Source organism: Pseudoduganella sp. GW821-FHT12E03 (assembly GCF_058807115.1).
On sequence record NZ_JBXAQJ010000005.1, the window covers coordinates 149,904 to 170,560 of the forward strand.

At 63.3% G+C, this 20,657-nt stretch carries 17 protein-coding genes; 11 read left to right on the forward strand and 6 right to left on the reverse strand.

Going from position 1 to position 20,657, the window contains the following annotated elements:
* The first annotated feature begins 79 nt into the window (after positions 1-79).
* Genes yjgA through AC1RRC_RS14215 form a run of 4 tightly spaced genes read left to right on the forward strand, consistent with a single transcriptional unit; the run spans position 80 to position 2,660 of the window.
* Complete coding sequence (yjgA, locus tag AC1RRC_RS14200; protein ID WP_493056133.1) at positions 80-679, forward strand: ribosome biogenesis factor YjgA; 600 nt, start codon at positions 80-82, stop codon at positions 677-679.
* Positions 669-1,307: a molybdopterin adenylyltransferase gene (mog, locus tag AC1RRC_RS14205; RefSeq protein ID WP_493056134.1), complete on the forward strand. Its 639-nt coding sequence runs from the start codon at positions 669-671 to the stop codon at positions 1,305-1,307. Before yjgA ends, mog begins: the two co-directional genes overlap by 11 nt.
* 7 nt (positions 1,308-1,314) lie before the next feature.
* Positions 1,315-1,983: an alpha/beta hydrolase gene (locus tag AC1RRC_RS14210; protein ID WP_493056135.1), complete on the forward strand. Its 669-nt coding sequence runs from the start codon at positions 1,315-1,317 to the stop codon at positions 1,981-1,983.
* A 17-nt stretch (positions 1,984-2,000) separates the two neighbouring features.
* The gene (locus AC1RRC_RS14215; protein WP_493056136.1) at positions 2,001-2,660 is read left to right on the forward strand and encodes an alpha/beta hydrolase; all 660 of its coding nucleotides are present in this window, start codon (positions 2,001-2,003) and stop codon (positions 2,658-2,660) included.
* Between the two features lie 57 nt (positions 2,661-2,717).
* Here AC1RRC_RS14215 and AC1RRC_RS14220 read toward each other — a convergent pair whose 3' ends face one another.
* The gene (locus AC1RRC_RS14220; RefSeq protein ID WP_493056137.1) at positions 2,718-3,284 is read right to left on the reverse strand and encodes a carboxymuconolactone decarboxylase family protein; all 567 of its coding nucleotides are present in this window, start codon (positions 3,282-3,284) and stop codon (positions 2,718-2,720) included.
* 95 nt (positions 3,285-3,379) lie between these two features.
* Here AC1RRC_RS14220 and AC1RRC_RS14225 point away from each other — a divergent pair, with 95 nt between their 5' ends.
* Positions 3,380-4,747, forward strand: coding sequence for an aspartate aminotransferase family protein (locus AC1RRC_RS14225; RefSeq protein WP_493056138.1), 1,368 nt, complete (start codon positions 3,380-3,382; stop codon positions 4,745-4,747).
* Between the two features lie 38 nt (positions 4,748-4,785).
* On the opposite strand, the gene AC1RRC_RS14230 is transcribed toward AC1RRC_RS14225, so the two are convergent.
* Genes AC1RRC_RS14230 through AC1RRC_RS14240 form a run of 3 tightly spaced genes read right to left on the reverse strand, consistent with a single transcriptional unit; the run spans position 4,786 to position 8,528 of the window.
* Positions 4,786-5,637 (reverse strand): fumarylacetoacetate hydrolase family protein, encoded by an 852-nt coding sequence (locus tag AC1RRC_RS14230; protein WP_493056139.1) that lies wholly within the window; start codon positions 5,635-5,637, stop codon positions 4,786-4,788.
* Positions 5,585-7,126 carry an MFS transporter gene (locus AC1RRC_RS14235; protein ID WP_493056140.1) on the reverse strand — a complete coding sequence of 514 codons (1,542 nt, stop codon included), beginning with the start codon at positions 7,124-7,126 and terminating at the stop codon, positions 5,585-5,587. Before AC1RRC_RS14235 ends, AC1RRC_RS14230 begins: the two co-directional genes overlap by 53 nt.
* A gap of 10 nt (positions 7,127-7,136) precedes the next feature.
* Positions 7,137-8,528 carry a KamA family radical SAM protein gene (locus AC1RRC_RS14240; protein ID WP_493056141.1) on the reverse strand — a complete coding sequence of 464 codons (1,392 nt, stop codon included), beginning with the start codon at positions 8,526-8,528 and terminating at the stop codon, positions 7,137-7,139.
* Between the two features lie 233 nt (positions 8,529-8,761).
* On the opposite strand from AC1RRC_RS14240, the gene AC1RRC_RS14245 reads away from it, so the two are divergent.
* Together AC1RRC_RS14245 and AC1RRC_RS14250 are read left to right on the forward strand one after the other, a co-directional pair.
* On the forward strand, positions 8,762-9,211 hold the full coding sequence (locus tag AC1RRC_RS14245) for a cache domain-containing protein (RefSeq protein ID WP_493056142.1): 450 nt from the start codon (positions 8,762-8,764) through the stop codon (positions 9,209-9,211).
* A 7-nt stretch (positions 9,212-9,218) separates the two neighbouring features.
* On the forward strand, positions 9,219-10,874 hold the full coding sequence (locus AC1RRC_RS14250) for a methyl-accepting chemotaxis protein (RefSeq protein WP_493056143.1): 1,656 nt from the start codon (positions 9,219-9,221) through the stop codon (positions 10,872-10,874).
* Between the two features lie 72 nt (positions 10,875-10,946).
* On the opposite strand, the gene AC1RRC_RS14255 is transcribed toward AC1RRC_RS14250, so the two are convergent.
* Entirely contained in the window at positions 10,947-11,519 is a 573-nt protein-coding gene (locus AC1RRC_RS14255; RefSeq protein ID WP_493056144.1) for a DNA-3-methyladenine glycosylase, read from the reverse strand.
* Between the two features lie 216 nt (positions 11,520-11,735).
* Here AC1RRC_RS14255 and AC1RRC_RS14260 point away from each other — a divergent pair, with 216 nt between their 5' ends.
* The 4 genes from AC1RRC_RS14260 to AC1RRC_RS14275 all read left to right on the forward strand — a co-directional run bounded on the left by AC1RRC_RS14260 (position 11,736) and on the right by AC1RRC_RS14275 (position 17,192).
* Positions 11,736-12,602, forward strand: coding sequence for an HDOD domain-containing protein (locus tag AC1RRC_RS14260; RefSeq protein ID WP_493056145.1), 867 nt, complete (start codon positions 11,736-11,738; stop codon positions 12,600-12,602).
* Between the two features lie 21 nt (positions 12,603-12,623).
* Positions 12,624-13,823 (forward strand): hypothetical protein, encoded by a 1,200-nt coding sequence (locus AC1RRC_RS14265; protein ID WP_493056146.1) that lies wholly within the window; start codon positions 12,624-12,626, stop codon positions 13,821-13,823.
* A 94-nt stretch (positions 13,824-13,917) separates the two neighbouring features.
* Positions 13,918-15,105: a tetratricopeptide repeat protein gene (locus tag AC1RRC_RS14270; RefSeq protein ID WP_493056147.1), complete on the forward strand. Its 1,188-nt coding sequence runs from the start codon at positions 13,918-13,920 to the stop codon at positions 15,103-15,105.
* Between the two features lie 143 nt (positions 15,106-15,248).
* Complete coding sequence (locus AC1RRC_RS14275; RefSeq protein ID WP_493056148.1) at positions 15,249-17,192, forward strand: methyl-accepting chemotaxis protein; 1,944 nt, start codon at positions 15,249-15,251, stop codon at positions 17,190-17,192.
* Here the strand turns inward: AC1RRC_RS14275 and AC1RRC_RS14280 are convergent.
* A complete protein-coding gene (locus AC1RRC_RS14280; protein WP_493056149.1) occupies positions 17,177-20,383 on the reverse strand; it encodes an ATP-binding protein in 3,207 nt (1,068 codons plus the stop codon). The genes AC1RRC_RS14275 and AC1RRC_RS14280 overlap by 16 nt on opposite strands.
* Positions 20,384-20,657 lie beyond the last annotated feature (274 nt).

The window sequence follows — 20,657 nt, forward strand, 5'->3', positions numbered from 1 at the left end:
CAGGGGTAACGTGTAAAGGAGGTATCATAGCAGCCGTTTACTGTTTTTACAGGTCAGGTACGCCTGGCCTTTTGTCATTATGCCAAATGCTAATCGGGGCGCCGTCGGCTTCAATTCATCCGAATTCGAAGAAAAGTACGAACGCCCGTCTAAAACCGAACTCAAACGCCAGTCCGATGCGCTGCAAGACCTGGGCACGGAACTGGTCAATGCGCCACGCGACCGCGTGAAGCGCATGCAGATGCCGGACGATGTCAAGGACGTCATCCTGGAGACCCAGAACATCAAGGACCACGAAGGCCGCCGCCGCGCGCTGCAATTCGTTGGCAAGAAAATGCGTTCGCTGGACGAGGACGAACTCGCCGTGATCCGCCGCACCATCGCAGGCTGGACCGGCGCATCGAAGGCCGATACCGCCGCGCTGCACGCGCTGGAACGCCGCCGCGACAAACTGCTGGCCGACGATACCGCGCTGACCGTGCTGCTGTCCGAGCACCCGGAACTGGACGTGCAGCACTTGCGCGCGCTGATCCGCAATGCCCGTAAAGAGCAGGCGGAAAGCAAGCCGCCGAAAGCTTACCGTGAAATCTTCCAGATCCTGAAAGACCTGGCGGCGAAAAACGCCAAGGCGGCAAGCGACGAAGACGGCGAAGCAGAAGGCGAAGGCGATGACGAGTAATTCGTCGCCTGCGGTGGAACCGGAATTGGTCGTTGGTTTAGTGTCGATTTCCGACCGCGCCAGCGGCGGCGTCTACCAGGACCAGGGCATTCCCGCGCTGCAGGACTGGCTGGCAGCCTGCCTCACCACGCCGTTCCGCATCGAAACCCGTTTGATTCCCGATGAGCGTGCGCAAATCGAAGCGACGCTGGTGGAACTGGTGGACAGCGCGCGCTGCCACCTGGTGCTGACCACCGGCGGCACCGGGCCATCGCGCCGCGATGTGACGCCGGAAGCGACCCTGGCGATCGCCACCAAGGAAATGCCGGGCTTCGGCGAACAGATGCGCCAGGTCAGCCTGGCGTTCGTGCCGACCGCGATCCTGTCGCGCCAGGTGGCGGTGATCCGCGAGACGCCAGAGCACGCCGCACTGATCATCAACCTGCCCGGCCAGCCAAAAGCCATCAAGGAAACCCTCGAAGGCCTCAAAGACGCCGACGGCAAGCAACTGGTCGGTGGCGTGTTTGCCGCCGTGCCGTATTGCGTGGATTTGATCGGCGGCCCGTACATGGAAACCAACCCGGCGGTGTGCAAGGCCTTCCGCCCGAAATCCGCGATCCGCCCAACGAGCACTCCGCAACAAGGATAAGTTTTAGATGACGACTGTTTTAGACGCGATTGAAATCAACACTTCGGCCAACCCTGAACTGGCCGTGATCTGGATGCATGGCCTGGGCGACAGCGGCGAAGGCTGGGCGCCGATCGTCAATGAACTGGACCTGGCGGGTTTGCCGGGTATCCGTTTTATCTTCCCGCATGCAAACATGATGCCGGTCACCATCAACGGCGGCTATGTGATGCGCTCGTGGTACGACATCGTGCACACCGACCTGGGCCGCCAGGAAGACGAAAAAGGCTTGCGCGAATCGCAAATCCTGGTCGAAGCGCTGATCGCCCGTGAAAAGGCGCGCGGCATTCCCGCCAACCGCATCGTGCTGGGCGGCTTTTCGCAAGGTTGCGCCATGACATTGCAAGCCGGCTTGCGCCATCCTGAACAGCTGGCCGGCCTGATGTGCCTGTCCGGCTATGTGCCAATGGCCGACAAGGTCGCGGAAGAACGCAGCGCCGCCAACCAGGACACGCCGATTTTCATGGTGCACGGCACGATGGACCCGGTGATCCCGATCAGCCGCGCCACCGCCTCGCGCGACTTGCTGACCCAGCTCGGTTACCAGATCGAGTGGCACGACTATCCGATGCAGCACTCGGCGTGCGCCGAGGAAATCCAGCACATTTCGGCGTGGCTGAAAAAAGTATTCGCGTAACTCCCTGAAGGACATCCATGCCTGTTTTGCTGGATAACATCGAAATACAGACTGCCCCCAATCCAACGGTTGCGATTATCTGGATGCACGGCATGGGTGCCGATGGTAAGGACTTCGTCCCCATCGCCGGGATGCTTGACCTGTCGGAACAGCCCGCTGTGCGCTTTGTATTCCCTCACGCGAATCCCATTCCTACGACGATCAACAATGGCCACGTCATGCGCGCCTGGTATGACATGGACAAGAACAAGCAGGAAGAGCCGAAAAGCTTACGGACCGCCCAAGGGCAAATTGAAGCGCTAATTGCCCGGGAAAAGAAACGAGGAATTCCTGCCAACCGCATTATTCTGGCAGGCTTTTCGCAAGGCTGCGCAGTCGCCTTGCATACAGGCCTGCGCTATCCTGAAAAGTTGGCAGGCATCATGTGCCTGTCAGGCTATGTCCCCATGCAGGACACACTCCAGAAGGAGCGCAGCGATGCAAGCCTGAAAACGCCGATCTTCGTTGCCCACGGCACGCAAGACCAAATCATTCCGCTAACGCGAGCAACCACATCCCGCGATTTGCTTCAAGCCCAGGGCTACCATGTCGATTGGCGTCAGTATCAGATGCAACATACGCTGAATCAGGAAGAAATCAGGGACATTGGTTCTTGGCTAAAGAAAGTCATGCAATAAGATTATCCGGCACAACCAGTAGAAGGCGCCGATGATCTTGTAGCACGCAGTGGGAAGTTAACCGGCCGGCAAATCCGGCAGCGGCGCTGCCGGTGATGGTGGCGCCATTGTCTGCGCCCCGTTCATGACCATGGCCAGGAACGTGTAATACCCGTTCAGTCCCATCAGGTCCACCACGCCCTGCTCCCCAAACTGCGCCAGCGCAACGGCATAGGTGGCATCCGACACGCGCTTGTCGCGCTGCAGTTCGGCACAAAAATCAACGATGGCCGCCTCGGCATCCGCCATGCCCTCCGGCCTGCGCCCCTGCGCAATCGCCTCGATCACATCCGCACTAATGCCCTCCTGCGCCGCGATCGGCGCGTGAATCGCCCATTCGACCTGCTGGTTCCAGTGGCGCGCCGTGACCAGGATCGCCAGTTCCGACAACCGTGTCCCGATCGCGCTGCGGTAGCGCAAATACTCGCCCAGGCGCTGCGCGTGCTCCATCAGTTCCGGGCTGCGCAACAGCGGCACAAAGGGGCCATACAGGGCGCCGCGCGGGCCATCGATGATGGCCTGGGCCGCCTGCTGTTGTATGGGCGTCAGTTGATCGTGGGGAATGGGGGCGAGGCGTTCAGTCATCGGGCCATATTCGCATACGGCTAGAGAAAAATCAAAAGACGGCAAGATTGCCCGGGCTATCGTCCGAATTTCCTACTAACAACAAGGGGACGAAAATGAGCCACATCATCCACCGCAGCCTGCGCCGCACGCCGCCTGTCGCCGTCAGCGGCGAAGGCATCCTCCTCCGCGACAGCAAAGGCAACTCCTACCTCGACGCCAGCGGCGGCGCCGCCGTGTCGTCGCTGGGACATGGCCATCCCGACGTGATTGACGCCATGCATGCGCAAATCGACCGCCTGGCCTATGCGCACACGGCCTTCTTTACCTCCGATGCGGCGGAAGAACTGGCTGCCCGCATCGCCTATGACGCGCCGGGCGACCTCGATCACGTATACCTGGTGTCGGGCGGATCGGAAGCCATGGAAACCGCACTTAAGCTGGCGCGGCAGTACGTGGTGGAATGCGGCCAGCCGCAGCGCCGCCTGTTCATCGCGCGCCGCCAGAGCTATCACGGCAATACGCTGGGCGCGCTGGCGCTGGGCGGCAATGAATTCCGCCGCAAACCCTACGCGCCGCTGCTGATGGACGTGGCGCGCGTATCGCCGTGCTATGAATACCGCGACCGCGACGAAGGCCAGAGCGTGGCCGATTACACGGCCGGCCTGATCGCGGAACTGGAAACAGCTATCGTGGCCGCCGGCCCGGAAAACGTGATCGGCTTTTGCGCCGAGCCGGTGGTGGGCGCGACCGGCGGCGCGATCCCCGCCACCCCGGGTTATTTCAAAGGCGTGCGGGAGCTGTGCGACAAGTATGGCATCCTGTTCATCGCCGATGAAGTCATGTGCGGCATGGGCCGTACCGGTACGTTATATGCGGTGGAACAGGAGAATGTATTGCCGGACCTGGTGGCGCTGGGCAAAGGCCTGGGCGCCGGCTACCAGCCAATCGGCGCGGTGGTGGCGCGCGATCCCATCGTGCAGCGGCTGCGCAATGGCAGCGGCGTATTCCAGCACGGCCATACCTATGTCGGCCACCCGGTGGCGGCAGCCGCCGCGCTGGCGGTGCAGCGCGTGATCCAGCGCGATTGTTTATTGGGCGCCGTCACCGTGCGCGGCGCGGCGTTGCGCCGCATGCTGCGCGATGTGTTCAGCCAGCACCCGCACGTGGGCGATATCCGGGGACGGGGTTTGCTGTGGGCGCTGGAACTGGTGCGCGACCGCGAGACCAAGGAACCGTTTGCGCCCTCGCTGAAGTTGCACGAAGCCGTGCGCACGCACGCCATGGCATGCGGCTTGATGGTGTACCCGATGGGCGGAACCATCGATGGCGAACGGGGCGACCATATCCTGCTGGCGCCGCCATTTATCACCACCGATGCGGACCTGGCGGAAATCGTGTCACGCCTGCAGGATGCGCTGGACCGGGCAGTGGCCAGCGTGGGGGCGGCAGCGTATGCGTACGGCGGCAAGCGCGCGGCGTGACATCGCCGGGCGGCACGCCGCCCGACATCAACCCGGCATCAATACTGCTGGAACGCGATCACGTCCTGCTGCTGTTCACCGAGACCGGCGATACCGAGGCGCATCAAATCGCCTTTCTTCAGGAAGCGCTTCGGCTTGCGGCCATTGCCCACGCCGGGAGGCGTGCCGGTGGCAATCACATCGCCCGGTTCCAGGGTCATGAATTGCGACAGGTAACTGATGATTTGCGGCACAGAGAAAATCATGTTGTCCGTGCTGCCGGTCTGCATGCGCTTGCCGTTCAGTTCCAGGTACAGGTCCAGCTTGTCCGGGAAATACACTTCATCGCGCGTCACCAGCCAGGGGCCGACCGGGCCAAAGGTATCGCAGCCTTTACCCTTGTCCCACTGCGAACCGCGCTCGAACTGGAATTCGCGTTCGGAGATATCGTTGACCACGCAATAGCCGGCGATGTACTGGTCCGCGTCCTTGACGCTGACGTGGCGGGCGCGGGTACCGATGATGACACCCAGCTCCACTTCCCAGTCGGTCTTCTTGGAACCCTTGGGCAGCATGACCGGATCGTCCGCGCCGGACAGGCAGCTGATCGCTTTCATGAACACGATCGGCTCGGTTGGAATCGGCAATTCCATTTCCGCGGCGTGGTCGTAATAGTTCAGGCCAATGCCGATGAATTTGCCGACCTTCGCTACCGGCACCCCAAAGCGGGGATTGCCGCGCACCAGTGGCAAGTCTGCATGCGGGATCTTGGCCAGCTTGCGCAGCGCCTTGTCCGACAGTTGCTCGGGACCGATGTCATCGATCACACCGGACAGGTCGCGCAGTTTGCCTTCATCATCAATCAGGCCGGGTTTTTCTTTGCCGGGACGGCCGTAACGAACCAGTTTCATACATATCCTTCAACGTAAGGACAACATTGTAACGGATGCTGCGGAGTCGTTCCGCGCGGCGCCACGCGAACACCAGCAGCCCCGGTAATTGCAGCAGCACCAGCACGCCAAACGCGGCCTGGTAAGCGATGGCGGGATAGCGCTGCAAGGCATCGGGCTGCCACAGCCCCACCACCAGGCCGAAGCCGGCCTGCACGCAAAATGCGGCGAGAAAAATGAACAGGTTCAGACAGGTCGATGCGCGTCCCGTCAGCGCCGGCGGCATTGCTTGCGCAACGATGGCGTAATCGATGCCCGTGATGGTGCCGGTCAGGGTGAACAGCACCGCCAGTTGCGCATAACCGGGCCGCCAGTCCAGCACGAAACCGACTTGCACCACCACGAACAGCGCGATGCCGGAGGCTGCCACCGACAGCGGCGCAATGTTGCGCTTGGCCGCCCACTCCGTGATCATGCCGGTGGCAACCGCGCCCAGCACCACCGCCGCCATGCCCAGGTACAGCAGCCAGGCGATCGCCTGTGGCGGAAACCTGCCGACATCGTGCAGCCAGCGTGCAATCCACAACCCCTGCACGCCGAAAAACACGGCATGGGGCAGCAGCATCAGCGTGGCGGTGGAGCGGAACACCGGGTGCGCGCAAATGTCGGCAAACATGCGCCGGTTGAACGGTTTCGGTTGCGTGGCGGGCGGTGTCGGCGTCAACAGCCAGATCAGCAGTGCGATGATGGCGCAGCCCGCGGCCAGCATGATGAACAGCCAGCGCCAGTCCATGTAGTGCAAGGCCAGCCGCACCGGCAAGGTGGCGCTGGCCGCGCCCAGTCCGCCCACGGCGATCAGGTAGCCCTGCACCGACGGTAATTTGGCGGGCGCGATCCAGGTCGACACGGCTTTCACCGCCGCCATGAAGCAACCCGCCAGGCCAATGCCCATGACCGCGCGCGCCACCACGAGCTGGCCGAATTCCCGGCTGCCGGCAAACGCCAGCGCGCCCAGCACGGCCAGCCACAGCATGGAAAACTGCACCAGGCGGGGACCAAAGCGGTCCAGCGCCATGCCAACCGGCAGTTGCGCCAGGGCGAACGTGAAGAAGTACGCGCTGGTCAGCAGACCCAGTTGCACCGGCGTCAAACCCAGCGCATCGACCAGTTGCGGCGCCAGGATCGCATTCACATTGCGCAGCAGGCTGGACATGAAGTGGCCCAGTGCGAAGGGCAGGAACACCAGGCAAAACATCGAGGCCGGAGACAGGGTGCCTGGGAGGCGCACGCGGCCGATAAACGCGGGCACACCGAATTGCAGCCAGTGCGGCGCGGGAGCATGGAGCGCCGCCGGACCGGCGGTGCCGCCAGCCGTGCAGGCCGGCGCCGGTTGCGCGGCAGGTGTGGTCACTGCCGTGCCGCCGGCGTCCGAGGGAGAGTCGCAGACGCCGGCAATGGGCAAGGCGGTCCCCTTGGCGGCGGCCGGGCCGCCGTGATGGTGGTCATCCATGATGCGCTCCTCATGCGGCGTGGCTCTGACCGCATGGGCTGCCGGCATGCGCAGGTTCGGTGCGCACAGCGGCCAGTGGAATCACCTTGCGCGGCATCGGTTCATCTTCTTCAAAGAAGAAGCGCTCCTTGCCGAACGCCGGCACCAGGTCGTCCATCCAGGTGGCGTTCGGATCGAACTTGGCATAGAACGGCCGGCGCACCCAATCCGGATTACGCGCCTGCAGGAACTGCAGCGCGAACACTTTTTCACCGCCGATGGTGGCCACGCCATCGATCACGACCTTGCCGGGGAAAGCGCTCATCGATGGCCCGCGCACCGTGCGCGACAGGCCCGACACCATCTGGTACGCCTGGCGGAAAATCTCGTGCGCACGCGCCAGCGGCAGCTGGAAATAGTCGCGCGGCCCGGTGTCGCGTTCGACGAACATGTAATACGGGATCGCCCCGAGGCGCACCCCGGTGGTCCACAATTCCGCCCAGCTGCGCGGGTCTTCATTGATGTGGCGGATCAGCGGGCCCTGCATGCGCAAGGTGGCGCCGGTGCCGACGATGCGCTTGACCGCCTGCTGCGCCACTTCCTGCCGCAATTCCACCGCGTGGTTGTAATGGCCCATGATGGCCATGTTCTTGCCACTGGCAACCACCCGCTCGAACAGCCGCAACAAATCATCCGCATCGCGGTCGCTGACAAAGCGCTGCGGCCAGTACGACACCGACTTGGTGCCGATGCGGATGTTCTGGATATGCGCCAGCTCCGGCGCCAGCAACGGTTCAATGAATTCTTCCAGCGAACGGGTATTCATGATCATCGGGTCGCCGCCCGTGATCAGCACATCCGTCACATCGGGGTGCGCGCGCAGGTATGACACCAGTTGCGTGGTTTCCCGCGCATCGAACTTCATGTCATCCATGCCGACGAATTGCGGCCAGCGGAAGCAGAACGTGCAATACGCGTGGCAGGTCTGGCCCGAACTGGGGAAGAACAGCACGGTTTCCTTGTACTTGTGCTGCAAGCCTTTCAGCGGCGCGTCATTCACGCGCGGCACGTTGTGCGTCATCTGCCCGGCGGGATGGGGATTCATGCGCATGCGGATGCCGTGCACTAGTTGCGCAATCGCCGCTTCATCGCGCTGGTCCGCCAGCACCAGGTTGCGCAACTGCGTGTATTCGTGGCCGGGCAACATGTCGCGGTGGGGGAAGACCAGGCGGTAAATCGGGTCGTCCGGGATGTTGCTCCAGTCAATCAGCTGCTCCAGCACGTATTCATTGACGCGGAACGGCAGCACATGCGACACCACTTGCACGGCTTCTTTTAACTCGTCGGGGATCCATTCCCACTGGCGTGCCTGGCGAATGGTCTGGCGGGTATAGGGCTTGAATTTGGCGGGTTCGGTATGCATGGCGGGGTCTCCTGGTTGGTGTGCCGGATTTCATCGTAGGCGTCACTTCCCATATCGAATTGCCAAAACTCAATATCCACATGGAAATTCTCACAGATTCCCACCATGCTTGATCGTAGTTACTGGTTGCTGTGCACATTTCCACACGGCATGCACAGTGCTTGCGGAAGCGCAATTTTTCCTACAGGCATGCGGCGTACATTACCTCTGCGCAATTCACACAGGAGCCCACCATGAACCGCTTGCTGACTGCCACCCTGCTGTCCTTCGCTGCCTGCCATACCTACGCCGCCGAGCCCACCGAGAAAGACGCCATTGCCATGACCGAGCGCGGCGCGGCTTATATCAAGGCGCACGGCAAGGATGAAATGATGAAAAAGATTTCCGCCAAAGATCCGGACTTCGTGCAGGGCTCGCTGTATGTCGACATGCGCGATTTGCACAGCGGCATCGTGCTGGCGCACCCCATCAACCCCTCGATCGTCGGCAAGGATTTGACGGACGTGCCGGACGCCAGCGGCAAGAAGTACCGCCGCGAAATCATTGAACTGGCGGCCGCCAAGGGCAAAGGCTGGGTCGACTACATGTACAAGAATCCGGTGACAGGCAAGATCGAACCGAAGACCACGTACATCCTGCGGGTCGGGGATGTGGTGCTGGAAGCCGGCATCTACAAAAAGTGAGGCCGCCATGCTCAACCAATTGCGGATCGCCCCCAAGCTGCTGCTGGCGCCTGCGCTGGCGGTGGCGCTGCTGATGGCGACGGCGGGCGGCGCGTATTACGGCCTGGTACGGCAAAACGCCACCATGGAAAACCTGGTGAAGGTGCGCGCCGCGCGCCTGCAGGCGGCGGCGGCCATCACCGGCGAAGCGCGCTATGCCCACGCCCACATTTACCAGTTGCTGGCCTGGATCAACGGCAGCTTTGCGCAGGCGCGGCTCGACGCCCTGTCGGCGCAAATCCGCAGCGGCCATGGCGCGATTGAACAACAGCTGGCGCAACTGGCGGCCGTGGCCGACCCGGCGGAACTGGCCATCGTCGACGCCTCGGGGCGCGCGCTGGCGTCGTACCGCAAGGCGGTGCTGGAAACCATGGAAATGGCGGCCGTCGACCAGTCGATTGCCACCAATTCCATGGCCAAGGCCGAGCGCCAGTTTGAAACGCTGAACGGGGAACTGGGCAAGCTGGCCGCACTGGAGCAAGCGCTGAGCGCCCAGGCGCAAGCGCAGGCGCAGGAGGAATTCCAGATGCTGGGCGCGGCCATGGCGGGCATGGTGTTGCTGTCGGCGGCGCTGTCGCTGCTGGTCACCCTGTTCCTGCGGCGCGCCATGCTGCGCGGTATCCACGGCATTGCCGACGTGGTGCGCAGCCTGGCGGCGGGACGGCTGGTGCAGGGCAAGACCGGCGCCGGCCGCGATGAAATTGCCGAAACCGGCCGCCTGCTGGACCAGACCATGGACAAGCTCAATGGCACCGTGCGCGCCATTCTCGATTCGGTCAGCGCGATCGACACGGCGTCGCGGGAAATCGCCAGCGGCAATATGGATTTATCGAACCGCACCGAACGCCAGGCCGCCTCGCTGGAAGAAACCGCCAGCGCCATCCACAGCCTGACCCAGGCCGTGCGCAGCAATGCCGATCACGCGCGCGCCGCGTGTGAACTGGCGGCGCGCGCCAGCAGCCTGGCGGGACGCGGCGGCGTCTCCGTCACGCAGGCGGTGGCCAGCATGGAATCGATCCGGGCCAGTTCGCGCCGCATCGTGGAAATCATCGGCGTGATCGACGGCATCGCCTTCCAGACCAATATCCTCGCGTTGAATGCCGCCGTGGAAGCGGCGCGCGCCGGTGAAGCGGGACGGGGCTTTGCCGTGGTGGCGTCCGAGGTGCGGACCCTGGCGCAGCGCTCCGCCGCCGCGGCGAAGGAAATCAAGACCCTGATCGGCGCGTCCGTCGCCACCATCGACAGCGGCGCCGCGTGTGTCAATGCGGCCGGCGCCAGCATGGGCGATATCGTCGATTCGGTGCGCCAGGTCAATGAAGTGATCGAGCACATCAGCCAGGCCAGCTCCCACCAGGCGCAGGGTATCGAGGAAGTCAATCATGCGGTGTGCCAGATCGACGACGTGACCCAGCAAAATGCGGCGCTGGTGGAACAGGCTGCGGCAGCGGCGGCCAGTTTGCAGGAACAGGCGGTGAATTTAACGCGGGCGGTGGGGGTGTTCCAGCTGGCGGGGGACGCTGCTGCGCCGGTGGCGTCAGCGCGGCCGGCACGGGAGCGGCGGGCGATGGCGAGTCCGATGCGCAGCTTGGGTAGCAACGTGAAACGGCAGGTAAGGACGGCGTGAGCGTGCTGGCATGGCGGCTTTGCCTGCGGCAAAGCCGCCCTACGGATTGCACGCCAAGGTAATTTTTTTGCATCACCTGAATGGTCTGCTGACGAACTTTGATCCCGCTTCGCCAAAGCGCCAGGGCACGCCGATAGCCTTGGAAATACCGATGCGCGGGCCGGTCACCACTTCCGCGTCCGCGTCGCGGGCAATCAGCTGGAACGGCGGCGCCGCCAGCGACAAGCCGTTATAGGCGCGCGTGACGGCCAACGCCTGGCACAGCTTCCCCGGCCCGGAACACAGCATGCGGTCATCGTCCTGGCGGCGCCGCACCCGCATCGCGTCGAGCCCGTGCAGTGGTTCCAGCGCACGGATCAGCACCCCGGCGCCATGCCCCGCTTCCATGCAGACAAAGTTCAGGCACCAGTGGATGCCGTGCGATAAATACACGTAGGCATGGCCCGGCGGCCCGAACATCGCGCCATTGCGTTCGGTCGGCCCGTTATACGTGTGGGACGCCGGATCGTCGCGGTCATACGCTTCCACTTCCACGATACGCCCGCCAACGCCATGGACCAGCACCGTCACGCCGATCAACTGTGGCGCAACGCTTGCTGCAGGCTGGGAAAAATCGATGTTGGCAAGAATGCAGGGTGCTGTCATGGTGTCTAGCCTACCAAACAATTTGTGAACAAAGCGCCATCATTGCCTGTCACAATTACGTCAATTTCATCGTTTTTACAGGAATTTTCAAATTTAATTTGCACTACAGTAACGCGGATCGGGCGATAATCTCCCTTCGCACGTCCGGCAGCCACGGCAGTAGTAGGCTATAGTTCTCATAACGGACCAGATTGAAATCATCATCAGCTTGCCATCATGACCACAGTAGTAGCCCCAGCCCCGGTAATTGAAACGACGGTGGAAGACGCCTTGTTGCGCTCCATCCGTATTCCGCCGCGGCCCAGCCTGCTGGTGGACTTGCAACAGGAACTGGCGCTGCCGGATCCGTCGCCACGCAAGATCGCCCGCATTATCGGCAGCGATGTCGGCATGTCGGGCGCGCTGCTGAAGCTGGCCAACTCGCCCTTCTTCGGCGCCACGCGCAAGGCGAAATCCGTCGAGCAGGCCATCAACTTCCTTGGCATCAACCATTGCGCCGCCCTGCTGACAGGCTTGCTGGCGCGCGAAGCCATCGGCGGCAATGACAGTGCGCTCAATGCATTCTGGGACATTTCGGCGCGCCGCGCCCAGGCCGTGGTGTTCGCCTCGCGCAAGCTGCGCATTGCGCCGCCCGACATCGCCCACACCTTCGGCCTGTTCTGCGATATCGGCGTGCCGCTGCTGATGGACCGCTTCCCCGACTATGCCGCCACCTATGCCCAGGCACAACTGGACCCGGTCGGTAAAATCACGGCCATTGAGGATGCCCGCCATTCCACCAACCACGCGGCCATCGGCTGCCTGCTGGCGCGCAACTGGGGCTTGTCGCCCGACGTGTCGTGGGGCATCCTGCACCATCACGATTACGAAGTGATGGAAGACAGCGCCACCGACGACGCCGTGCGCTCGCTGGTGGCGCTGTCGGTCATCGCTGAAAAAGGCATCCGCCGCTACCACGGCTACGCCGATTCGCTGGAATGGGACAAAGGCGGCGAATACGCTTGCACCCACCTCGGCCTGAATGACGATGAAGTCGCCGACCTGCTGGACGAATTGCACGACACTTTCCATATCGAACACTAAGAACTTATTTCACAAGCGCCCATGCAAAACAAGAAGCGCCCCGCTCCCCGCAAAAACACGACGCCCGCAGAAGACCAGGATGATGTGCTAAGCGACGCTCTGTGCGCGCTGGCCCTGGAACTGGCCGAACAGGAAGACGCCGACACCGAAGCCGCCGAGCTGCGCCGCAAGCACAATGACTTCGTGCGCCTGGTGCGCAAGTACGTGCAACAGCAAAAGGATGAGCTGCTGTACACCGCCGTGATGCAAGCGCGCGACGAAGATGCCGCGGGCTGGCGCCTGCTGCGCGAAACCGTTGAAGAAGCCGCCGGCACCATCCACGTGCGCCGCGACAACGCGCCCGACATGGAAGTCAATGCGTTTGCGATTCCCGTCTTCGTGCACAGCACGGGCGGCCTGGTGCAGGACCAGGCCTTCCTCGATGACGGCGCCTACGATACCTTGCTGGCGTCCTTTACGCAGGCCGGGCTGGAAGCGCCGAAAGCGCGCGTGGTGCTGGTGCGCCACGCCTACACGCTCGATGAACTGAACCGTATCCGCTATGGCCACCTGAACGCGATGGTGCGCGAAGCCGCCAGCGCCATGATGGACAAGAAAGTGTCGGCCGCGCCGGCGCTGGACCGCAGCATTGCCGGCTGGCCGAAAAACGACTTTGGCGCGGACGACAGCGCGGTGGAATTGCGTTTCCTGCTGGGCTTTGCCCTGAAGCGCGCCGATGATCCGTTTTACGCGGTGCCCGCCGACGAAGCGGCGCAGGACGGCTATTTTGCCGCCCGCCTGGAACGCTACCGCCAGTGGACCGTCGATGTGGCGCCGGTGGTGGCGCGCTGTCTGGCGGGAGACCGCCCGGTCCAGCTGAACTTCCTGTACCAGGACTTGTTCCATGGTGCACTGGAACAAGGCCGCCTTGAACATGCGATGCTGGAAATGCTGGCGCAACTGCGCGCGGTGCTCGACAGCGGCGCGGCGCCGGCCCGGGTGGTGATCGCCCCGGCCGAAGCCCGCAACGACAGCGTGCTGCGCGTGGTGCTGTATGGCGCCGATGGCGGCCGCCTGGCGGCCTGCGACAAGCCGGTCGATCCGGATTGCGATGTCGATGCCGAAGTGGACGACGTGGCCGATGCGCTGTCCACGCTGGGCATTACGCCGGAGGCGATCGAACTGGCCACCGGCTATGACAACATGGGCCGCCCGATGGACGCCCGTCCGATGGCATCCTGACATCGCTTTGTGCGGTTTCGCTGCAGTGCGGCATAACATCTTTTTGACAGCGGCATAGCAGGGGCAGATACTGGTTTCATCAGAGAGGTGCTCCATGAAACGATATCTGTTGCTGCTACTGTCCGCCCTGTCCTTCCTACTGTTGACGGGGTGCGCCACCGGCACGGCGCCGATGGCGCCATCGTCCCACCTGTTCAAAGACCAGCTGTTTGGCAAACCGGCGCAAGACACGTCGGCGGCGCAAATCTTTGCCATCACGCCGGAAATGAAGCAATACGCGGCCGACATCGTGCGCGGCCACGAAAAAAAAGAACCGCAAGCCATGCTGTTCGATGCGCTGTACAAGAAAGACAAGCTGCAGCTCGAATATGACGCCGCCGTCACGCGCAACGCCGCCCAAACCTTTGACGCCCGCCGTGGCAACTGCCTGTCGCTGGTCCTCATGACCGCCGCGCTGGCGCGCGAAATGGGCATGTCGACGCAATTCCAGGCGGTGACGGTGGAAGAAACCTGGAGCCGCACCGGCAGCCTGTATTTTTCCAGCGGCCATGTGAATATCGTGCTGGGCAAGAACCGCATGAGCGACGACAGCCGCGGCTTTGACCGCAACAAATTCATGGTGATCGACTTCCAGCCGCCGGAAGAAATCGCCAACCTGGTCACGGTGCCGCTCGACGAGCACACGGTGGTGGCCATGTACATGAATAACCGCGCCGCCGAATCCATGGTGCAGCGTGACCTTGATTCCGCCTACTGGTTCGTGCGCAAGGCGATTGAAGCCGATCCGGGCTTCATCAATTCCTATAACACGCTGGGCGTGATTTACCAGCACCACGACAACATGCCGGAAGCCGAAGCCGCGCTGCGTTATGCCTACACCTTGCAGCCCAACAGCACGATCGCCATGTTCAACCTGGCCCAGGTGCTCGACACACAGGGCAAGAAAGGCGAAGCCACCGCCTTGCGCGAGCAGCTGGCGCGGCTGGAACCGCATCCGCCATTCTATTATTTCAACCTCGGCCAAAAAGCCATGAAGGAAGGCGATTACCGCCGTGCCCGCAGCCTGTTTGCCCGCGAAGTGGACCGTGCGCCCTACTACCATGAATTCCACTTCTGGCTGGCGGTGGCGTCCTACCGGCTGGGCGATATGAAAACCGCCGACAAGCACATGGAACTGGCGCTGGAAAACAGCACGACTTCGCGCGACCACGACCTGTATGCGGCCAAGCTGGACAAGCTGAAGGGACTGGAGCGTAAACGCAACGTTTATTCCACCAATTAAGTCCGCCCGCCCCGGCGCCCGCATAGCAAGCCCCCCTTGCGGCAGCTGTCGGCCACGCCGGCGGCAATTGGCTATAATCAATGGCGGGAGCGCACGCTCCCGTCCGCAGCCTGCCCGTTTCCCCGCTTTCACCGGAGCCGCCGATGACCGCTATCCTCGGACGTTTGCTACTGTGGCAAAAATTCGCCGTGCTGGGCGCCATCAGCGCCTTGATCGCCATGGTGCCGCTGGCACTCTTCATCCAGGCATCGATGCGCGTTACCGATACCGTGACGCTGGAAGTGGGCGGCCTGCCGCCGATCCGCGCGGTGCTGTCCGTGGTGGCCGACATGCAGCGCCACCGTGGCCTGTCCGCCATGGTCCTGGGCGGCAATGCCGGCGCCGCCGGGCAGCGCGCCGACAAGCGGCGCGACGTGGACAAGAGGGCGGCAGCCCTGGACGACGCACTGAAATCGTCCGCTTTGCCCGATGCCGCCCAGCGCTGGGCTCAGGCCCGCACCACCTGGACCGAACTGGCCGCCCAGGTCGACCAGGGCGCCATCAAGCCGGCCGACAGTTTCCAGCGCCATACCGCGCTGATCGGCCAGTTGATGAAAATCGAGGAAGCGCTGGTCGACCATTACAAACTCAACCTGGACCCGGAAGCCGACAGCTATAACCTGATCTATGCCTCGCTGATGCAGTCGCCCCAGCTGACGGAATCGCTTGCGCGCCTGCGCGGCCGTGGCGCCGGCTTGCTGGCGGCACGGACCATGAGCACGGCGGACCGGATTGCCATCGGCACCATGGTGGACAGCGCCACGTATTTTTCCACGCTGTTCAACAATTCCATCGACAAGGCCGGCAAGGCCAATCCCGCCATCCAGGCGGAATTGCTGGACAAGGTACAAGTGGCGCGGGAAGCGGGCAGCCAAGCGCTGGCGCTGGCGCAGCAGCACTTGCTGCAGGCGGAGCAGCCGTCGTTCGCCGCCGCGGATTACTTCGCCCGGTTCACACGGGCCATCGACACCCAGCAAGCCGCCAGTGACCAGGCCATGGCAGCGCTTGAGCGCCTGCTGCTGGCGCGCAAAGACCAGGTGCTGGCCACGGAGCGATTAACCATCCTGGCTGTGATTGGCCTGTTTGCACTGGCCACATGGCTCAGCTACCTGATCGTCCAGGCCGTGATCCGGCCGCTGCAACAGGCCGTCTCGGTGGCGCATCGCATCAGCCAGGGCGACCTGACCGTGCAAATCGCCGCGCACGGCCGCGACGAATCCGCCCAGTTGCTGCGCGCGCTGGATGACATGAACCGGGGCTTGGTGCGCATCGTGCAGCAGGTGCGTGACGGCACTTCCACCATTGCCACGGCATCGCAACAGATCGCCAACGGCAACAGCGACCTGTCCGCACGCACGGAACAGCAAGCCAGCGCACTGGAACAAACCGCGTCGTCGATGGAGCAGTTGACGGCCACCGTGCAGCAAAGCGCCAGCCACGCGCGGCAAGCAAACCAGTTGGCCGATACCGCGTCGTCCCTGGCGACGCGCGGCGGCGGCGTGGTTGGCGATATGGTCGACACCATGGGCGCCATCAGCCAGGCCGCCAACAAAATCGTCGACATCATCGGCGTCATCGACGGCATTGCGTTCCAGACCAATATCCTGGCGCTGAACGCCGCCGTGGAGGCGGCGCGGGCAGGCGAACAGGGCCGCGGCTTCGCGGTCGTGGCGTCGGAAGTGCGGACGCTGGCGCAGCGCTCGGCCGGCGCGGCCAGGGAAATCAAGGCGCTGATCGGCGAAGCCGTCACCAGCGTGGAAACCGGCAACCGCCTGGCGGGCAGCACGGGCGGCGCCATGCAGGAAGTGGTGGGCAGCATTGGCCGCGTCACCGCCATTGTCGGTGAAATCTCGCAAGCGAGCACGGAACAGTCGGACGGCATCGCGCAAATCAGCCAGGCCATCGTGCAAATGGATGACGTCACCCAGCAAAACGCCGCGCTGGTCGAACAAGCCGCCGCCGCGGCCGCCGCGTTGCAGCAACAGTGCGCCGCCCTGCTCGATGTGGTCAGCGTGTTCGTGTTGACAGGCGATCAGCGCGCCTCCTGACACAGCCACACGCCCATCAGCGAAAACAGTTTGTCGAGATCGACCGGCTTGGCGATGTAATCGCTGGCGCCCGCATCCAGGCACAATTGCTGGTCGCCCGGCATGGCCTTGGCCGACAGCGCGATCACGGGCAATGTGCGCCACCGCTCGTGCGCACGGATGCGGCGCATCGCCGTGTAGCCATCCATGTTGGGCATCATGATGTCCATCAGCACGATATCGATTTCCGGATGCGCCTGCAATTGCGCCAGCGCTTCCAGGCCATCCCCCGCTTCCACCACACGCATGCCCTTGCCGATCAGCGCGGCCGACAGGGAAAACACATTGCGGATATCGTCATCAACCAGCAGCACAGTGCGCTGTTCCAGCACGGCGGCCTGGTCCGGCGGTTCACCGGGCAGCGCCGTCGCGGCGCGCTCCGTGGCGGCTGGCCGTGCGTCCGGCAAGGCCGGTGGCGGCGCGGCGGCAGGCCCGGCGCCGGGCGTCACCGGCAGTTGCGCCGCGGCGATCAGGTCGGCGCTAATACGCAACGGCAAGTGCAACACAAACGCACTGCCGCAGCCGGGAGCGCTGCTGACCGTCACATCGCCGCCCAGCTTGCGCGCCAGTTGCCGCGAGATCGACAAGCCCAGGCCGGATCCACCATATTGACGGCTGGTGGCGCCGTCCCCCTGCTGGAACGCATGGAAGATCCGTTCATGCAGATCCGCCGCAATGCCAATCCCGCTGTCGCGCACCGTGAAGGCAATCCCGGTGGGCTCCAGGGTCACCAGCAACCGCACATCGCCGGCCGGGGTGAATTTGATGGCATTGGCCAGCAGGTTCTTCAGGATTTGCAGCACGCGCTGTTCATCGCTGTACAGGAAGGCCGGCAAGCCGGGGGCAACGTCGAACACCAGCGCCAGCCCTTTGTGGTCGGCCACCGGCTGGAACAGGGCGCGCAAGGCGTCCACCAGGTCATCGGTGCGTACGTCGCTGAACTGCATTTCCAGCCGGCCGGCTTCAATCTTCGACAGGTCGAGGATATCGTTGATCAAGTTCAATAAATCCTTGCCGGCGCCGTTGATGGTGGCGGCATACATGACTTGCTTGTCGGTCAGCCGGCGTTCCTTGTTTTGTTGCAGCAGGCTGAACAGGATCAGCATGCTGTTCAGCGGCGTGCGCAGTTCATGTGACATATTGGCCAGGAATTCCGACTTGTACGCGCTGACCTGCTCCAGCTGCCACGCCTTGGCCAGCAAGTCGCGTGCCGCCGCGTCACTTTCCTGGCTCTTTTGCCGGATCACTTCGCGCTGCTGCTGCAACAGCGCCGCCCGCTCTTCCAGCTCTTCATTCGATTGTTGCAACTGCTCCTGCTGCACGCGCAATTCCTCGGCCTGCTGCTGGGTCTGCTCAAGCAATGCATTGACACGCTGGCGGGCAGCGTCAACGTCCACCGCGATCGCCAGCGCTTCCGCCACTTGGGCCAGCCATTGCTGTTGTCGCTCGTCAAATGACTGGCATGACGACAATTCCAGCAACCCCTGCAGGCGACCATCGTGCAGCAGCGGCATCGCCAGCACGGCCGCCGGCGCTTGTGCGCCGCTGGCCGCCGCCAGCCGCACATAACCGGCCGGGACCGGATCGAGCATGATGGGATGGCGCACCTGCGCCGCCGTACCGGACACGCCTTGCCCCAGCGCGATCTGCTGCGGCGGCGCGGCCAGCGCATGCGAAGCCAGCAGCGCCAGGGCTTGCCGCTCCGGCACGAAGCGGTACAGCGCTCCCCCGACGGCGCCCACATGGCCGGCGATCAATTCGAGTGCCGGCGGCGCCATGGCCGCCAGCGCCCGGTCGCCCCGCAAACAGATGCTGATTTCCGCCAGGCCGCTCTTGTGGCTATCCTGCACATTTTCTTCCTGCTGGTGCAGGAGCAGCGTTTTTGTCATGCGGATAAAGCCAGCCCCGAGGCGCTGCTGCGTTTCAGCCATCCGGTAGAGCGCCACCGCCAGGCCGCCGATCTCATCGTGGCGGGACTGGCTGGGCGGGGATTCCGGCGCCAGCGCCGGCTGCACTTCGCGTCCCAGGTCGCCGCCGGCAATGGCGCCCACCAGTTCGGCCCGGTCCTTGCTGTCCGCCACCATGGCGCGCAGGGTCGACAGCACGTTTCGGATTTGCTCCGTCAGCGCCAGGTAAGCGCCCACCGCCAGGTAGGCAAACAACAGCAGCCCCCCGATCCCCACCGCCGTCACCTGCGCCAGCCGTTGCTGCGCAGCCTGGCGCCGGGCCCCGATCAGGTCGCGCAGTGCCGGCGCCAGCACCTCCTCGCCGCTGGCATAGCACAGGTCGATCAGGGCCGTCATGCGCTGGAAGTATTGCTGCGGTGACGTCTCCAGTTTCGCGCCCAGGATGTCGCGCCGGATCATGAACAGCGCGTCTTGCAGGCTGGCATCGAAGCGCCGGTCGGCCTGGCCCAGCATGGACCGCAGCGCCGGCGCATACAGCATGACTTTTTCCAGGTTGGCTTGCTGCAGGGCGCGGGTGGTCTGCACATGGCCCAGGAATCCCGCCATTTCCAGCCGTTCCACGTCGTCGATGGACGGTTTGGCCAGCATCGCCATGCCATACGCACGCGCCTGCCCCAATTGCTCCGCGTATTGCGGCAATTTGATCAGCGTGTCGAACAGGTAATGGCCGCCCAAGTCGCCCAGCAAGGACAGCGCCGTGGCGTCACTGGCATCGGTGCTGAGCAGCAGCAGTTTGTTGATCATGACCGTGTGGCGGTCGGTATTGGCGCGCGCTGCCCACGCCAGTCCATGTTCGCGGATTTCACGCCAGTCCCGCGTGACTTCGTGCCAGCGCGCCTGGGTGCGCAACTGCGCCGGCAACAGCGCGCCCAGCTCGTCAAAGGCGCGCTCGACCTCGCTTCCCCTGGTAGCCACGGTGCCCGCCAAGTCCGCGTTCCCGCTCAATAAGCCGGACGACAATCCGCGATGCTGCTGCGCCAGCTGGATCAACCGGTTGAACTGGGCGATCACGCGCAAGCCCTGTATTTCGCGGTAAGTCGTATCGATGTCGCCTTGCAGGCGTTGCAGCAAGTTCAATTGCAAATACAGGATCGCCGCCAGGCTGAGCAGTCCTAGCAGCATGAATTTGCGCGCATAGCGCAGGCGGCGCATCAGGCCAACCGCGGGTTGGAACAGCGTACGCATCGGGTCTCCCTACCGGCAGTGCGTGCCGGCCCATTGCATCCAAGCTGTTGTCCAGAACAAGGACGGGCGTTGCAGGCAATATGCTTGAATTCAATGTACGGATTAATGCCGGATCTATCAAGAAAACAGCGGCCAGCCTTGCAATATTGGGTGCGCTGTGGACACGGCACAACGAAGGTTGTCACACTTCTTACACGAGCAACATTTTCACCTTGGTACAGATTACAAACGGATAGGCAATCCTTACAATCAGCTGCAAGACGCCACTGTAAAC

Excerpts from the sequence above, each read along its gene's own strand:
- AC1RRC_RS14270 (WP_493056147.1), top strand. The coding sequence starts at position 13,918 with ATGAAACGATATCTGTTGCTGCTACTGTCCGCCCTGTCCTTCCTACTG.
- AC1RRC_RS14260 (WP_493056145.1), top strand. The coding sequence starts at position 11,736 with ATGACCACAGTAGTAGCCCCAGCCCCGGTAATTGAAACGACGGTGGAA.
- AC1RRC_RS14265 (WP_493056146.1), top strand. The coding sequence starts at position 12,624 with ATGCAAAACAAGAAGCGCCCCGCTCCCCGCAAAAACACGACGCCCGCA.
- AC1RRC_RS14220 (WP_493056137.1), bottom strand. The coding sequence starts at position 3,284 with ATGACTGAACGCCTCGCCCCCATTCCCCACGATCAACTGACGCCCATA.
- AC1RRC_RS14240 (WP_493056141.1), bottom strand. The coding sequence starts at position 8,528 with ATGCATACCGAACCCGCCAAATTCAAGCCCTATACCCGCCAGACCATT.
- AC1RRC_RS14275 (WP_493056148.1), top strand. The coding sequence starts at position 15,249 with ATGACCGCTATCCTCGGACGTTTGCTACTGTGGCAAAAATTCGCCGTG.
- AC1RRC_RS14255 (WP_493056144.1), bottom strand. The coding sequence starts at position 11,519 with ATGACAGCACCCTGCATTCTTGCCAACATCGATTTTTCCCAGCCTGCA.
- AC1RRC_RS14230 (WP_493056139.1), bottom strand. The coding sequence starts at position 5,637 with ATGAAACTGGTTCGTTACGGCCGTCCCGGCAAAGAAAAACCCGGCCTG.
- AC1RRC_RS14245 (WP_493056142.1), top strand. The coding sequence starts at position 8,762 with ATGAACCGCTTGCTGACTGCCACCCTGCTGTCCTTCGCTGCCTGCCAT.
- AC1RRC_RS14225 (WP_493056138.1), top strand. The coding sequence starts at position 3,380 with ATGAGCCACATCATCCACCGCAGCCTGCGCCGCACGCCGCCTGTCGCC.
- AC1RRC_RS14210 (WP_493056135.1), top strand. The coding sequence starts at position 1,315 with ATGACGACTGTTTTAGACGCGATTGAAATCAACACTTCGGCCAACCCT.
- AC1RRC_RS14250 (WP_493056143.1), top strand. The coding sequence starts at position 9,219 with ATGCTCAACCAATTGCGGATCGCCCCCAAGCTGCTGCTGGCGCCTGCG.
- mog (WP_493056134.1), top strand. The coding sequence starts at position 669 with ATGACGAGTAATTCGTCGCCTGCGGTGGAACCGGAATTGGTCGTTGGT.
- yjgA (WP_493056133.1), top strand. The coding sequence starts at position 80 with ATGCCAAATGCTAATCGGGGCGCCGTCGGCTTCAATTCATCCGAATTC.
- AC1RRC_RS14280 (WP_493056149.1), bottom strand. The coding sequence starts at position 20,383 with ATGCGTACGCTGTTCCAACCCGCGGTTGGCCTGATGCGCCGCCTGCGC.
- AC1RRC_RS14235 (WP_493056140.1), bottom strand. The coding sequence starts at position 7,126 with ATGGATGACCACCATCACGGCGGCCCGGCCGCCGCCAAGGGGACCGCC.
- AC1RRC_RS14215 (WP_493056136.1), top strand. The coding sequence starts at position 2,001 with ATGCCTGTTTTGCTGGATAACATCGAAATACAGACTGCCCCCAATCCA.